The organism is Streptomyces litchfieldiae, from assembly GCF_031845365.1.
Lineage (GTDB): Bacteria > Actinomycetota > Actinomycetes > Streptomycetales > Streptomycetaceae > Streptomyces > Streptomyces litchfieldiae.
In genome coordinates this window covers 184,262-197,945 of sequence record NZ_JAVREL010000004.1, presented here as the reverse complement: position 1 = coordinate 197,945, position 13,684 = coordinate 184,262, and the positions used below count along the sequence as shown (strand labels likewise).

General features: G+C 73.1%; 14 protein-coding genes and 1 pseudogene. 7 read left to right on the top strand and 8 right to left on the bottom strand.

Annotated features, from left to right (window positions below):
• Positions 1–101: 101 nt before the first annotated feature.
• Genes RM590_RS09635 through RM590_RS09625 form a run of 3 tightly spaced genes read right to left on the bottom strand, consistent with a single transcriptional unit; the run spans position 102 to position 2,642 of the window.
• The gene (locus RM590_RS09635; protein WP_311704009.1) at positions 102–593 is read right to left on the bottom strand and encodes a cupin domain-containing protein; all 492 of its coding nucleotides are present in this window, start codon (positions 591–593) and stop codon (positions 102–104) included.
• A gap of 34 nt (positions 594–627) precedes the next feature.
• Entirely contained in the window at positions 628–1,314 is a 687-nt protein-coding gene (locus RM590_RS09630; RefSeq protein WP_311704008.1) for a GNAT family N-acetyltransferase, read from the bottom strand.
• Between the two features lie 20 nt (positions 1,315–1,334).
• The gene (locus RM590_RS09625; RefSeq protein ID WP_311704007.1) at positions 1,335–2,642 is read right to left on the bottom strand and encodes a geranylgeranyl reductase family protein; all 1,308 of its coding nucleotides are present in this window, start codon (positions 2,640–2,642) and stop codon (positions 1,335–1,337) included.
• Between the two features lie 252 nt (positions 2,643–2,894).
• On the opposite strand from RM590_RS09625, the gene RM590_RS09620 reads away from it, so the two are divergent.
• Positions 2,895–3,899, top strand: coding sequence for a GNAT family N-acetyltransferase (locus tag RM590_RS09620; protein ID WP_311704006.1), 1,005 nt, complete (start codon positions 2,895–2,897; stop codon positions 3,897–3,899).
• On the opposite strand, the gene RM590_RS09615 is transcribed toward RM590_RS09620, so the two are convergent.
• From RM590_RS09615 to RM590_RS09600, 4 genes and pseudogenes are all read right to left on the bottom strand, one after another.
• The gene (locus RM590_RS09615; protein WP_311704005.1) at positions 3,860–4,504 is read right to left on the bottom strand and encodes a hypothetical protein; all 645 of its coding nucleotides are present in this window, start codon (positions 4,502–4,504) and stop codon (positions 3,860–3,862) included. The two genes, RM590_RS09620 and RM590_RS09615, sit on opposite strands and share 40 nt — an antisense overlap.
• Before the next feature lie 46 nt (positions 4,505–4,550).
• On the bottom strand, positions 4,551–5,483 hold the full coding sequence (locus RM590_RS09610; protein WP_311704004.1) for a hypothetical protein: 933 nt from the start codon (positions 5,481–5,483) through the stop codon (positions 4,551–4,553).
• A gap of 539 nt (positions 5,484–6,022) precedes the next feature.
• On the bottom strand, positions 6,023–6,616 hold the full coding sequence (locus tag RM590_RS09605) for a hypothetical protein (protein ID WP_311704003.1): 594 nt from the start codon (positions 6,614–6,616) through the stop codon (positions 6,023–6,025).
• Between the two features lie 84 nt (positions 6,617–6,700).
• Positions 6,701–7,032 (bottom strand): annotated as a pseudogene (locus tag RM590_RS09600) (IS5/IS1182 family transposase); the annotation flags it as partial.
• Positions 7,033–7,073: 41 nt separating this feature from the next.
• Between RM590_RS09600 and RM590_RS09595 the strand changes: the two are divergent.
• The 5 genes from RM590_RS09595 to RM590_RS09575 all read left to right on the top strand — a co-directional run bounded on the left by RM590_RS09595 (position 7,074) and on the right by RM590_RS09575 (position 11,029).
• A complete protein-coding gene (locus RM590_RS09595; RefSeq protein ID WP_394813834.1) occupies positions 7,074–7,289 on the top strand; it encodes an AbfB domain-containing protein in 216 nt (71 codons plus the stop codon).
• Positions 7,290–7,588: 299 nt separating this feature from the next.
• On the top strand, positions 7,589–8,386 hold the full coding sequence (locus tag RM590_RS09590) for an AfsR/SARP family transcriptional regulator (RefSeq protein WP_311704182.1): 798 nt from the start codon (positions 7,589–7,591) through the stop codon (positions 8,384–8,386).
• Positions 8,387–8,636: 250 nt separating this feature from the next.
• Positions 8,637–9,920, top strand: a complete 1,284-nt coding sequence (locus RM590_RS09585; RefSeq protein WP_311704002.1) for an MFS transporter — start codon at positions 8,637–8,639, stop codon at positions 9,918–9,920.
• A gap of 55 nt (positions 9,921–9,975) precedes the next feature.
• Positions 9,976–10,524: an HAD domain-containing protein gene (locus RM590_RS09580; RefSeq protein WP_311704001.1), complete on the top strand. Its 549-nt coding sequence runs from the start codon at positions 9,976–9,978 to the stop codon at positions 10,522–10,524.
• A gap of 73 nt (positions 10,525–10,597) precedes the next feature.
• Entirely contained in the window at positions 10,598–11,029 is a 432-nt protein-coding gene (locus RM590_RS09575; protein ID WP_311704000.1) for a PPOX class F420-dependent oxidoreductase, read from the top strand.
• Between the two features lie 8 nt (positions 11,030–11,037).
• On the opposite strand, the gene RM590_RS09570 is transcribed toward RM590_RS09575, so the two are convergent.
• Complete coding sequence (locus RM590_RS09570) at positions 11,038–12,810, bottom strand: 2-isopropylmalate synthase (RefSeq protein ID WP_311703999.1); 1,773 nt, start codon at positions 12,808–12,810, stop codon at positions 11,038–11,040.
• A gap of 184 nt (positions 12,811–12,994) precedes the next feature.
• On the opposite strand from RM590_RS09570, the gene RM590_RS09565 reads away from it, so the two are divergent.
• Positions 12,995–13,684 (top strand): FadR/GntR family transcriptional regulator, encoded by a 690-nt coding sequence (locus RM590_RS09565; protein ID WP_311703998.1) that lies wholly within the window; start codon positions 12,995–12,997, stop codon positions 13,682–13,684.

The following is a 13,684-nucleotide window of genomic DNA, read 5'->3' as shown; positions in this document are numbered from 1 at the left end:
CGTGGATCGGGCATCGCGAAGCGCCCTCCCGTGCTGCGGCTCGAAAAAACGAATGGACTCCCGCCCCGGGTGCCCGTCCGCCTTCCGCCGAAACGGCCCGGTCAGACGGAGCCCAACTCGGCGCCGCACCGGCCGCAGTAACGGGCGTCGGCGTCGGGCGAGAACCGGCCGCACTCCAGGCAGACCCGGGACAGCAGGCAGGCCGTCTCGCCGCCCTCCCGCTCACCGGCGTCGGTGCGGATGGCCAGGCCCGGGCGGCGGCGGTGCACGGTGAGATAGACCAGGCCGTCGTCGCCGGCCGACAGCGCGCGGCGGGTGCCGTGCGGCAGCCAGGCGATGCTGCCGGGGGTCAGCTCCCGCGTGCCGGCCCCGGTCACCAGGTGGCCGGTCCCCTCGGAGACGAACAGCAGCACGTCCAGGTCCGGTTCGACGTGCTCGGCGACCTCCGATCCGGGGGCCAGCCGGATCACGTTCGCGTCGAGCTGCCGCCCCTGCTGGTCGAGCCGCCACAGGGCGCCGCCCCGGGACGGCGGTGCCTGACTCAGCAGCCGCGCCATGCGCGCGAGCACGTCGGGCGTCGGTGCCGGAACCATGGCCTGCTCCTTCCCGGCGCGGCCGCGGCCCATGTCAGGCGTCCGCCTGTTCGAGGAAGACGCCCGTCAGCGGGCCCAGCGTGCGCCAGCCCAGCGATTCGTACAGCGCCCGGCCCTCGACCGACGCGCCCAGCACCCCCGCGGGGACACCGGCCTCGGCCGCCGCGTTCCCGAGGGTGCGCATCACCAGGGTGCCCAGGCCCTTGCGGCGGTGCGCGCCGGACGTCTCGATCTGGTCGATGACGGCGGTGCCGCCGGCCGGGGGGAGGGCGATCTGGCCCCGGGCGCCGAAGCCGCCGTCGGCGTCGGTCACCAGCACGCGCGTCACCCCGCCCCGCGACCAGGTGCGCAGCCGGAATCCGTCCGGCACGGGCGCGGGCGCGGAGCGCAGCGGCGAGGACATCAGGAAGCCGGGGGCGTCGAACGTCCAGCCGGGCACCAGCCAGGGGCCCAGCGTCTCGGGCGGCACGAACATCTTCAGCCAGATCCCGGGCGCGGTGGCCGTCGCCATGAACGTCTTGATCAACTGCTCGTCGGCCGCGGGCAGCACATGCCGGGTCACCGACTTCGGCGTGCCGATGTCGATCGTGAAACCCCAGCTCTCCTCGGCCGGGGGCGCCGCCCCCCGGGAGACCGCCCAGCCCTCGACCCACGCCCGGACGATGTCCTTCTCCATGCTCACCACGCGCCTTGCTGTAATAGCCGCTATCAGCTCGCGCATATTACCTCGGTGGCGGATTCTCACCTCGGCCGGGACCGCCGCGGACGCGGGGAACGGGCCGGCACCGCGCGCACCAGCGCGTTGATCACGCGGTCCGCGGCGTCGCCACCGGCCTCGTCCGTGACATTGGCCAGCAGCCGGACCAGATAGCGCATCGCCGCCGGGGAGGTGACCACCCGGCGGCTGAGGAACGAGGTGACGGGGGGCCTGGTCAGCAGCCCCGCCCACACGTTGCCCAGCCGGTAGTAGCGGCCGAGGCGGCGGTGCATCTCGGCCGGGTAGCGCTGGAGGACGCGCTCGCGCCAGGGGCCCGGCGGCCGGGCCAGCGCCTGGTTGACGATCTCGGCGGCCACCTCGCCCGACTCCATCGCGTAGGGGATGCCCTCGCCGTTCCACGGGCTGACCATGCCACCGGCGTCGCCGGCCAGCAGGACCCCCCGGGTGTAGTGCGGCAGCCGGTTGAAACCCATCGGCAGCGCCGCGCCCCGGACCGGCCCGTCCGGCGCGTCCGGCGCCATGAGGCCCCACTCGCCGGGCGTGCGCGCCAGCCAGTCGGCCAGCACCCGCCGGGTGTCCAGCGGCTCCGGGCGCGCCTCGTTGACCAGGCCCAGCCCCACGTTCACCCGGCCGTCGCCCATCGGGAAGATCCAGCCGTAGCCGGGCAGCGGCGGCCCGCCCGGCCGCGCGCGCAGATCCCCCCAGATGTCCAGGAACGCGTCGTCGTGGCGGGCCGCCGACCGGTAGTACTGCCGGATCGCGGTGGCCATCGGCCGGCGCGGGAGCCGGGCCACGCCCAGCGCCACCGCCATCCGGGCCGACACCCCGTCCGCCGCGATGATCACCGGCGCCTCGCACACGACCGGCCGCCGGCCCGCGCCCACCAGCGCCGTCACCCCGCGCGCCCGGCCCGCCCGGTCCAGCACCGGCTCGGTGACCCGGGTCGCCGTCCACAGCCGCGCCCCGGCGGCGACGGCCCGGCGCGCCAGCAGATCGTCGAAGTCGTGCCGCGAACGGGTCAGCCCGAAGCCGGGAAACCGCGCGCTCTCCGGCCAGTCGATCTCCACGGTCGTGCCGCGGGAGACGAACCGCACGCCCCGGTTCCGGTGCCAGCCCGGCGCCTCGATGTCCACGCCCATCCGGATCAGGTGATGCACGGCGCGCGGCGTCAGGCCGTCGCCGCACACCTTCTCGCGCGGGAACTCGGCCTTCTCCAGCACCAGTACGTCCCGCCCGTGCCGGGCGAGGTGATAGGCGGCCGACGCCCCGGCCGGGCCGGCGCCCACGACGATGACATCGGCGGTCTCGGGCCACAGCGGGCTTTCGGTCATGGGCTCGGTCCCTTCGCGAGGCGGGCGGCCGACGCGCAAGCTCTCTCCCACCAACGCACCGGACCGGTGGGGCGGGACGGAGGCCAGGACTGAGATACCCATCCCCACCACCCCGGAACCCGCCCCCCACCGGGGCGCGTTGGCGCGCCAACGCCCCGGCTCCGGGCGCCGGGATGGACACGGGGCCGCCGAACGCACCCCCTGATGGATAACCGGCTGCGCCCCCGGTGGCCCGCCATTACCGTGCGTCCCATGCCGCGCGTATACGAGATCCGGGTCACCGGCTGCACCGACCTCGACGAGGCGCTGGCCCTCCAGGACCCCATCGCCCGGGAGCTGTGTCCCGAGGAGGAGCACCCGGGGCCGTGCGACGTGCCCTGGAGCTTCGGGCTCGGCGGTGACGACGACACGACCGTTCTGGTGCTCGGCGTCTGCACCACGGGCGCTCGGGTCGTCGAAGTGGCCGACCGCGTACGGGCGTTGCTCGGCCCGGGGCGCCGGGTCGAGGTGGCGGAGGGGGATCCGGACGCGTTTCCGGAGCTGGTGGAGCAGTACCGCGCCGAATCGCCGCCGCTGCTCGAGCAATGGCCGCTGCTCGGGCTGCGGCTGACCACCGCCCGGCTGGAGCTGCGGCTGCCCACCGACGAGGAGCTGGCGGAGCTCGCCGACCTCGCGGTGCTCGGCGTGCACGAGCCGGACCAGCGGCCGTTCCTGAATCCGTGGACCGACCAGCCGCCCGCCGAGCGGGCGCGCAATGTGCTCCAGCGGCACTGGCGGCAGCGCGGCACCTGGACCCCGGCCAACTGGGAACTTGATCTGGCCGTCTTCGAGAACGGCCGCCCGGTGGGGTTCCAGGAGATATGCGGCCGGGACTTCGCGACGCTCCGCGAGGTGACGACCGGCTCCTGGCTGGGCCTCGCGCACCACGGCCGGGGCATCGGAACGGAGATGCGCGCGGCGGTCCTGCACCTGGCGTTCGCGGGGCTGGGCGCGCGGTACGCCGTCAGCAGCTCGTTCGCCGACAACGCCCCCTCGGTCGGCGTCTCCCGCAAGCTCGGCTACCGCCCCGACGGCATCACCCGCGACGTGCTGTACGACCGCGCCGTCGTCTCCCAGCGCCTGCGCCTGAGCGCGGAGGACTGGGCGGCGACGGCGCGGCCGGAGGTCACGGTGACCGGACTGGAGCCCTGCCTGGAGCTGTTCGGCCTGCCCGAAGGTCAGGGCCGCCCGGCGGACGCCCCGTTGCCCAGCAGGTAGCCGGTGAAGACCGCGGCGACCGGGGCCAGGCCGATCAGCACCCAGGTCACGGGCTCCGCGCCGTCGGTCCAGCCCTCCCACAGGTCGGAGAAGTGTTCGAAGAACAGCTCGAACGACCCCTGCGCCCCGTCCGACGCCTCGGACATCAGCACCGCGGTGGCGAACGTCTCGCCCAGCAGCATCGCCGCCAGCGCCAGCACCCCGGCGATCCAGTACGCCGGCACCTGGCCGGGCGCCAGCTTCCCGACCGGCAGGCCGATCAGCGCGCCCACCGCCGCGGCGAGCCACGTGAGCTGGGCGACCTCGATGTCGAAGTCACCACTCTCCATGGCGTCCTGCATCAGCGACTCGAAGTCGACGACCATCCCCGTGAGGAAGCCGTACAGGAAGAGCAGCGCCACCATGGCGCCGATGGCCAGGCCGATGCCCAGCCCCGGCTGGCCCGGGGACCCCGGCCGGGGCGGAGGCGGCGGGAAGGGCGGCCCCATCCCGGGCTGCTGCGGGTAGCCGTAGCCACCGGGCTGCTGCGGATAGCCATAGCCGCCCGGCTGCTGCGGATATCCGTAACCCGGCTGCGGCGGCTGGTTCTGCCAAGGCTGGCTCATGAGATTCCCCCTGTGGTCCGCGACGGTGTCATTGCCGGCCCCCGGCTCATCCGCTGTACACGACGGAGCAGAGCAGGACCGAGTCGGCGTCGAGCGTCCACCACCAGTACGTGTTCTGGTCCGTCGAGGACTGGCGGCATTCGTCGCCGGTGGGGTTCGACGGGGCCGAGTAGACGGCCGTGACGTTGTACTTCTGGCTGTACGGCGACGGGACGCTGCCGTCGCAGTCGACCCAGCTCATGAGGTTGGCACTGCCGTCCGCCATGCCCAGGAAGCACTGCCCGATCTCGAACTGGCGGGTGACGCACAGCGCCACCGTCTCGCCGTCATAGCTGTACGAGAGGTAGGAACGGCCGGAGTCCACCGGACAGTCGGCCGTCGAGGACGAGGTCTGCGACACCCACACGCCCGCCCCCGAGTCGTCGCAACTGACGACCGCGGGCTCCTCGCTGACCCAGTCGGTGTCGTTGATCATCCAGTTGTTGAGGCAGTCGCCCGCGACGACTGCCCGGTACGCCTCCATCGTCGGGTCGGGCGGCGTGGCGGGCTCGGTGTACGTGTCGCCGCCGATGTCCCCGCCCGTGTCGCTGCCGCCCAGGTCGCCGCCGATGTCACCCCCGATGTCCCCGCCGATGTCACCACCGCCGAGATCGCCCCCGATGTCCCCGCCCAGGTCGTCGCCGCCGATGCCCTCCAAGTCCTCGCCGAGGCCCTCCAGGTCTCCGCCCAGGCCCTCCAGGTCTCCGCCGAGGTCGTCGCCCCCGAGGCCGCCGGTCAGTCCGGGAGGCCCGGCGGGACCGGCCAACCCGTCGCCGCCCCGGCTGTCCGCGCCGGTGGCCGTGGCGAGGCCGAACGAGAGGCCCACCGCCGCGACTATCACGCCGGCCAGAATGCCCAGGCGCCGGCCGTCACCGCCGCTCGGGGCCGGTGCCGGTCCCGGAGGCGAACCCGCACCCGGCCAGCCCTGTATACCGCTCATCGTTCCCCCGTACACCTTCTGTGCGTTGGATCTGCCGGGCCACGCTAGCAACACCGGATCGCGGCGGCACAATTACCGATGGGTCACCGAGGCGCCCCGGAACCAGGCCCTGTGCGGCCGGCTGTCCCTTCCGGAGACGCGCGGCGGTACCGCGCCGGTTCCGGCCGGCGGCCGGTTCATCTCCTCGCCAGGACAAGGGGGTTGGCGCAGGCCGGAGCGCCGGACGTGCCGCGGGACATGTGCCTCCCCCGCAAGCGGGAGGTACCCCCACGGCGGTGCCGGGCGCCGCTGAAGTGGCCGTTCGGCATCTACGGCCGCCCGCCGCGCGCTTCCTAGCCTCTCCCTGCCGGGGCTCCGACCCGGCGTCTCCCATCCGAGAGGAGAGCGAAATGAGAGCGACCCGACTGCGCGCCGCCGTGACCGCGGCCCGGACCGTGCCCTCCAGGCACACCGACCCGGCCGACTGGGCGGGTGCCCTCGCTGTGGGCCGACGACAACAATGCCGGACCGGATGGGCCTGGGGTTGTTGGATTAGCGAGTCATGTCCCGTCACCTGCGCCCATCTCCGCCAGAAGTGCATGCGCCGTGCGCGCCAGGTCGTGATCCGGTTCCCGGCTCAGCACGTCCTGCAATGCGCCCACATAGTCTGGCCATGCCTCGTATGTGACGGCCCACAGCGCAGCCTCTCTCACCCTTCTGGCTTCGCTGTTCATGGCGTTCCGGATACGCCGGAAAACCCGGTCGTCGTACCCCACGGGTGCTCCCATCCCCAACCGAACCAGGGCAAGAGCCAGGTCGGCCGGGTTCGTCAGCGCATCGACATCCGCGGCAAGGCCATCGAGTGTCCAGACTGGCAATCCGTCTTCGATCACGGCCACTGCGCCGCGGACTGTGCCGGGGTCGTCCGCGATCACCATCACATAGTTTAGATCTGAGATGAGATCTTCCATGTAATGGAGTGTGGCGGAGGGTTCGATGGCCCAGGACACATGACGTGGGAGCATCTCGTCGAGGTCCTCCGCGGTCTCCGACAAGTATGGCCAGTCTTGTTGCTGTGCGAAATCTTCGACGGTGTCCCCGTCTGCGTCGTCTAGCAGCACGAACCGCCTGCTTCGCGGCTTCTCTTCGCTCACCAATCAGCTACCCATGATCTCAGTCCAACCCGCGATGCTCGTAGAGTCTGGCACGGACCGCTCTGCGCGCCGAAAGGTGTGAACTCATGGGCGGCGGCTCGGGCGTTCGTTCCAGCGGTGGGTCGTCCATTCTCCCTTGTGCGCGATGCGACCATGCAGGCCGCGTTCGTCGGGCAGCGCGCGGGTGGTGTCCGAGTCGTAGCCGGCATGCAGGTGCACAGTGATGTCCTCTGGTAGCGGCACGAGGTCGTTCAGACGGTCCAGGGTCGGCCCGAGCGGCGGGGAGTCACGGCGCTTCGCTCCGGCCAGGACCCTGCCGAGCGGGATTCCGTGTTTATCCGTCATGCCGGAGCGTTTCAGGCCCGTTTGCCGCGGTCGACCGGTGAGCGTCCGGTGACCTCGCCGCCCCCGGGTGCCGCGCCACCTGGACCCGGTGACCTCGTCCAGCACCACGGCCGTGAGGCAGAGCGCCACCTTCACGATCGTCCCCGGCCTGGCCGACCCCAACTGCTACTCCTTCCGCGACTCCACCGGCCGCTATCTGCGGCACTACGCGTGGGAACTCCGCGTGGACCCCTGCCAGGACACGGCGACCTTCCGCGCCGACGCTCGTTCACGGCCGTCGGCCCCTGGGCGTGAGACGGCCGCTGTTTGCTTCATGAAAGTGCGATGAAAGTGGGAGCGCCACTCTTAATAGCAAGCCACCGGATGTCGGGCCCCTGCCCGACGCGGGCCGGTGGCGACAGGGGGATGCCGGGCCGGCGCCCGCCGCTGCCGGCCCGGCACGAAACCTTCCCCGGCGATCCCGTCGCCGAGAGAACAGAGTGAGCCATGCGCAGCAACCCAGCCCTGTGCGCTCTCCGCGCGTTCCCGGCAGGGGGCCGGCCGCCGCGGCGGCCGCATCTCGTCGGGCCGGGGGAGCGCCGGCCCCGGGCGCATGAGCGGAACGGGGGAGCGGCGCGGTTGCTTCAGGTGTCCGTGCTGGGGCCGTTGGAGGTCGTCGTCGACGGGCGCCCGGTGCCCATCACGGCGCGGCGAGCGGCGCGGTTGCTGGCGGCGCTGGTGCTGGCCGGCGGCAAGCCGGTCGGGGTCGGCCGGTTGATCGAGTGCGTGTGGGGGGACCGTTCGCCGCCCACCGCGGAGGCGCAGTTGCAGACGGTCGTCTGGCGGCTGCGCCTGGTGCTGGCCGAGGTCGGGGTGCCGGGGGGCACCATCCGGCGCACGGCCGGCGGCTATCTGCTTCCGGAAGCCGCCTTCACCACCGACCTCGGCCGGTTCCGCGCCGAGGTGGCCGCCGCCCGTGCCGAACTCGGCGCGAACCGGCCGGACTCGGCCGCGGCCGTCCTGCGGTCGGCGCTCGCCCGGTGGCGGGCGCCCGCGCTGCTCGGCATCGGCGGCGGGGCGCTGGCCACGACGGCGGAGCGGCTGGAGGAGGAGCGCCAGGGCGTGCTCGAACAACGCCTCCGGCTGGAGGTGTTGTGCGGCCGGCACCGGGCCGTTGTGGCGGAGCTGCGTGAACAGGTGGACCAGCACCCGCTCCGGGAGTCCCTGGCCTGCACGCTGGCGATGGCACTGTACCGCTCGGGGCGGGTGGGCGACGCCCTCGGCGTGATACGGCGGGCCCGGGCTCGTCTCCGCGACGACCTGGGCATGGACCCCGGCCGCGAACTGCCCGCGGTGGAGCGGGCGATCCTGCGGCAGAGCACCGGCTTCACGGCCGCCGAGTGCCGGGCGGAGCTCCGCCAGATTCAGCGCGCCCTGGAGGGCTGAGGCCGGGGCGGCAAACTCGCTTTCGCGCCCGGCCGACGGCGGGCTAGGGTGCGGGCGGCGAGAGACCCACGAGGAGCTGAGGAATGGTCGGTAGTCCGAGCGCGCGTTGACGTCGTAGGCCGTCGTCGGCCAGTCATCGCGTGCTGCCCTTGATACCGCGGCACAGCGAGCCTTCCCTCGCCCGAACCGCCCCCGCGCCTGTCGTGCGCCGGGCGGCGGGCCTCGTTCGTCGGCAGTTCAAGGGGTCCCCGTGCCGTCCGTTTCCTCCTCCGTGTCCGATTCCGGGCAATCCGTTCCGCCGAGCCTGTGGCGGGACCGCGACTTCCGCAGGCTCTGGCTGGGCCAGACCGCCTCCCAGCTCGGCGAACACGCGAGCCTGGTCATCCTGCCGCTCTTCGCCGTCCTGACGCTCGGCGTCGGCGCGGGTGAGCTGGGCGTTCTCCGAGCGGTGGGGCAGGCGCCGATCCTGTTGCTGGCGCTCCTCGCCGGCGCGTGGGTGGACAGGTGGCGGGCCCGCACGGTGATGGTGGTGACGGACGCCGGCCGCGCGCTGGCACTGGGCGCCACCGCCGTGGCCGGCCTCCTGGGCTGGCTGGGCCTGCCCGCGCTGCTCGTGGTCGCCTTCGCCGTCGGGGCGCTGTCGGTGTTCTTCGACGTGGCCTACCAGACGTCTCTTGTGCGGCTGGTGCGACGCGATCAACTGGTGCCGGGCAACAGCGCGTTGGAGGGCAGCCGGTCCGCCGCCCAGATCGGCGGCCCGGCGCTCGGCGGTACGCTCGTTTCCGCGCTGTCGGCGCCGGCCGCCGCGGCCTCCGGCGCGCTGTTCTTCGCGCTGTCGTTCCTGTCGATCCGCGGGATCCGCCGCCGCGAGTCGGTCCCGGAGCGCTCGGAACGCCCCCCGCGAGTGGGGCGGCGGATCCGGGAGGGCCTTCGCTTCGTCGCCGGCGACGCGTCGCTGCGGACGGTGTGCCTGGCCTCGGCCGCCTTCCAGTTCTTCCTGGCGGCCACGATGACGATCTATCTGCTGTTCCTGCCGCGCGAACTCCACCTGTCCGGCACCGCCATCGGGCTGGCCCTGGCGGCGACGGGCCCCGGCGCGCTCCTGGGCTCGCTGCTGGCCGCCCGCCTGCCGCACCGGTTGGGCTACGGCACGGTCCTCGTGTCCGCGGCGGCGATCGGCGACGGCGTGATGCTGTGCGTGCCCGCGCTGCACGGCCCCGCCACGGTGACGGTTCCCGCGCTGCTGGCGATCAACTTCGTGTTCGGCGCCTTCGGCCAGTTGGTGAACGTCACGGTGATGGCCGTCCGCCAGGCCGTCACCCCGGACGGCATGCAGGCCCGCGCGGCGGCGACGATCACGTTCACCGGCATGGGCCTGACCCCATTGGGCTCCCTCCTCGGCGGCTTCCTCGCGACGGCGTGGGGCCTGCGCGCCGGCCTCCTGGTAACGGCCGCGGGCATGCTGCTGTCCCCACTGCTCATGGCCCTCTCACCCCTGGCCCGCCTGGGCCGAACGCTCCCGGCCGCACCTTGACCGGGCCGCGAGTTGGCGTGGACCATCGTGCGAGCGGGACCGAGGGGGTGGGCCGGTGCGACCAGCGCTGCTGGTGGATGTGGACGGACCGCTGAACCCGTACGCGGCGAAGCCGCACCGCAGGCCCCAGGGCTACCGGACACACCGTCTGCTCACACCTCGATGGGAGGCCGCCGAGCGGCGGCGGCTGACCGCGTGGGGACGGCCGGACCAGCCCGTGAAACCGCTGCGGATCTGGCTCAACCCGGACCACGGGCCGGCGCTGGCCGCGCTGCCCTTCGACCTGGTCTGGGCGACGACGTGGGAGGAAGAGGCCAACGCCTTTATCACGCCGCTGCTGGGACTCCCCGTTCTGCCCTTCATCCCATGGCCCTCGCCACGGCCCGACACTGAGGGCGGCGTGTTCTGGAAGACCCCGGAGATCGTCGCGTGGGCCAGGGGCCGCGCCTTCGCCTGGGTCGACGACGAGATCACCGACGCCGATCGCGCGTGGGTGAAGGCCCGCCATGGCGGGCCCGCCCTGCTGTGCCGGGTGGATCCCCGCACCGGGCTGACCGCGGATGATTTCGCCGCGCTGAGGGAATGGGCGGCGGGCCGGGACTGACCCCCGGCCCGCCGTTGGCCCGAACGGCTCACCTCGGGAATAGGCCGCCCCCGGCCGGGACTTGAATCCCGGCATGACCGCCACACCCTTCAACCCGCGCGCGCTTCTCGCCGAGAGCCGGCTGGGCGTACTCGCGACAATCAAGTCGGACGGCCGGCCGCAGCTTTCGCCCGTCATGCCCTTCTACGACCAGGAGGCCGGCGTCATCCTCGTGTCCACGAGCGACGGGACCGCCAAGACGGCCAATCTGCGGCGGGATCCGCGGGCCGCGCTGGAGGTCACCGGGCCGGACGGGATGGCGTGGGCCACCGCCGAGGGCACCGTGACGCTCACCGGGCCGGGGACCGACCCTGAGGGGCCCGAGGTACAGGCGCTCGTGGACTACTACCGCGCCGCCGCCGGGGAGCACCCGGACTGGGACGAGTACCGGTCGGTGATGGTCTCCGACCGCCGGGTGCTCATCACCCTGACGGTCGACCACGTGTACGGCGCCAGGATCGGCTGACGGCGCGTTCATGTCCCGGGCCGCAGAGCGCGGTTGACGGCGGACAGCAGCGCGTGGACCGACGCGGTCGGGGCCGAGCCGGCTCCCCAGCGGGTGATGCCGTTCACCCGGCACTGGACGTAGGCGGCGGCCGAGTCCTCGGTGTGGCCGAGGACTTCGGCGGTGACGCCGACCGCGGTGAGCGCGTCGGCGAACGCGGACAGCGGCCCGTCTCCGGTGCCCAGGCACGCGTGCTCCCGCCCGTCGGCGTCACGCACCGTGGAGGTGAACCGGTGCTCGCCGGGGGCCGGTTCCTCCGCGCTCCAGGAGACCAGGGTGAGCGGGCCGGCCAGGGCCGGGGCCAGATAGGTGGCGTGGAAGAGCTCCCACAGCTCACCGGGGGACAGCTCCCGTCCGGTGGAGTCCGTGACGTCCTGCACGGCGCGGGAGAAGTCCGGGCGCATGGCCGGGGGCAGGTCCACGCCGTGGTGGGTGCGCAGGAGGTGGGCGATACCGCCCTTGCCGGACTGGGAGTTGATCCGGATGACCGCCTCGTAGGTGCGGCCGATGTCGCGCGGGTCGATGGGCAGATACGGCACCGCCCACGGCGCCTCCTCGACGGGAAGGCCCAACTCGGCGGCCTGCTTGGCGTGTTGTGCCATCCCCTTGGCGATGGCGTCCTGGTGCGTGCCGGAGAACGCCGTGTGCACCAGGTCCCCGCCATAGGGGTGGCGCAAGTGGACGGGCAGCCGGTTGCAGTGCTCCACGACCTCGCGCACCGCGTCGATGTCGGAGAGGTCGATCATCGGGTTCACGCCTTGCGTGTACAGGTTCAGGGCCAGGGTCACCAGGTCGACGTTCCCGGTGCGCTCGCCGTTGCCGAACAGGCAGCCCTCCACCCGCTGCGCGCCCGCCAGGACGGCGAGTTCGGCGCAGGCCGCGCCGGTGCCGCGGTCGTTGTGCGGGTGGACCGACAGGATCACGGAGTCGCGGCGTGCCAGGTGGCGGTGCATGTACTCGATCTGGTCCGCGTACACGTTGGGCGTGGCGATCTCCACGGTCGCCGGCAGGTTGTGCACCACCGGCCGGTCCGGGCTCGCGTCCCACAGCTCGGTCAGGCCGTCGCACACCTCCAGGACGAAGTCCGGTTCCGTGAGGTTGAAGACCTCCGGGGAGAACTCGAACCGGATGTCGGAACGCGGCCGTTGATCGGCTCGCCGCAGCAGGTGGGTGGCGGCGTCCCGGATGAGTTCGTGGACTTCGTGGCGCGAGCGGTTCAGGACGACGTCCCGCCAGGTGGGCGCGGTCGCCGTGTAGAGGTGGACCAGGGTGCGGGGGAGCCCTTCGACGGAGGCCATGGTCCGGTCGATCAGGTCCGGGCGGGCGGGCGTGAAGACGGAGATGGTCACGTCGTCGGGGACGGCGTCGCTGTCGACCAGGTGGCGGATGAAGTCGAAGTCGGTCCGGCTGGCCGAGGGGTAGCCGGCCTCGATCTCCTTGAAGCCCATGGCGACCAGGAGGTCGAACATCCGGCGCTTGCGCGCGGTGTCCATCGGTTCGGCCAGCGCCTGGTTGCCGTCGCGCAGGTCGACCGGCACCCACAGCGGGGCCCGCTCGATGCGGCGCGCCGGCCAGGTCCGGTCCGGCAGGGGAGGCAGGGCGACCCGCTCGTGCGCGGGCCGGTAGCGGTGGTGCGGCATCGCGCCGGGGCGCTGGGGGTTCCAGCGGGGCGCGTCCGCCGGGATGGCGCCGCGGGGGGTGCGCAGGGTGGGAAATGCCGTGCTGGGGTTGGGGGAAGCCATGAGTCGCGGAACTTCTCTCGGTCGGTCAACGGGGACCGGCGCAGCCCGACACCCGCCGCGGGGTGCCGGTCGTGTCAGACCCCGCGGCGGCAGTCGAGAAGAAGAAGCCCGTGCAGTGGCATGCGGGGTACGGTAGTCGCATCCAACTCCTCAGACAACCTGATAAGTCCGGAGGTCACTTCCCATGCCGCTCGATGCCCTGCGGCCGTCCCCTCTCGTCGAGCAGGCCACCGAGCGCCTGCGCGAGCAGATCACCGGCGGCACGTGGGCGGTGGGAACGAAGCTCCCCGGTGAGACCACCCTGGCCGCGTCCCTCGGCGTGGGCCGCTCGACCGTCCGCGAGGCGCTGCGCGCACTGGTCGGCGCCGGCCTGGTGCGGGCGCGCCAGGGCGCCGGTGTCTTCGTCGTCGCGACCGAGCCCCGGGAGGACTGGGCCGCCCAGCTCCGCCGGGCGGCCATCACCGATGTCTACGAAGTCCGCGTGCTGGTCGAGGTGGAGGCCGCGTGCCTGGCCGCACGGCGCCGCACCGACGACGACATCGCCGCGCTCCACGAGGCGCTGGCCGGGCGCCGCGCCGCCGCGGACGCCGACGACGCCGCGTTCGTCGACGCCGACATCGCCCTGCACACGACCGTGGTCGCCGCCGCGCACAACCCCGTGCTCACCGGCCTGTTCGGTGAGTTCGTCCCCGCGCTGCGGCGCGGACTGCTCGACCTGGTCGCGATGCTCGACCTGCGCGCCACGCACCCCGGCCACGGCGACGAGGGGCACGCCGCGCTGGTGCACGCCGTCGTGAGCGGCGACGCCGAGGCGGCCGGCGAGACCCTGCGGAACGAACTCGGGCAGACGCTCGCCCTGCTCCACTCCCTCTGA

Bases quoted from the DNA above. Each gene is read 5' to 3' on its own strand.
- RM590_RS09610 (WP_311704004.1), bottom strand. From the start codon at position 5,483: ATGAGCGGTATACAGGGCTGGCCGGGTGCGGGTTCGCCTCCGGGACCG.
- RM590_RS09620 (WP_311704006.1), top strand. From the start codon at position 2,895: ATGCCGCGCGTATACGAGATCCGGGTCACCGGCTGCACCGACCTCGAC.
- RM590_RS09615 (WP_311704005.1), bottom strand. From the start codon at position 4,504: ATGAGCCAGCCTTGGCAGAACCAGCCGCCGCAGCCGGGTTACGGATAT.
- RM590_RS09570 (WP_311703999.1), bottom strand. From the start codon at position 12,810: ATGGCTTCCCCCAACCCCAGCACGGCATTTCCCACCCTGCGCACCCCC.
- RM590_RS09565 (WP_311703998.1), top strand. From the start codon at position 12,995: ATGCCGCTCGATGCCCTGCGGCCGTCCCCTCTCGTCGAGCAGGCCACC.
- RM590_RS09635 (WP_311704009.1), bottom strand. From the start codon at position 593: ATGGTTCCGGCACCGACGCCCGACGTGCTCGCGCGCATGGCGCGGCTG.
- RM590_RS09630 (WP_311704008.1), bottom strand. From the start codon at position 1,314: ATGCGCGAGCTGATAGCGGCTATTACAGCAAGGCGCGTGGTGAGCATG.
- RM590_RS09575 (WP_311704000.1), top strand. From the start codon at position 10,598: ATGACCGCCACACCCTTCAACCCGCGCGCGCTTCTCGCCGAGAGCCGG.
- RM590_RS09625 (WP_311704007.1), bottom strand. From the start codon at position 2,642: ATGACCGAAAGCCCGCTGTGGCCCGAGACCGCCGATGTCATCGTCGTG.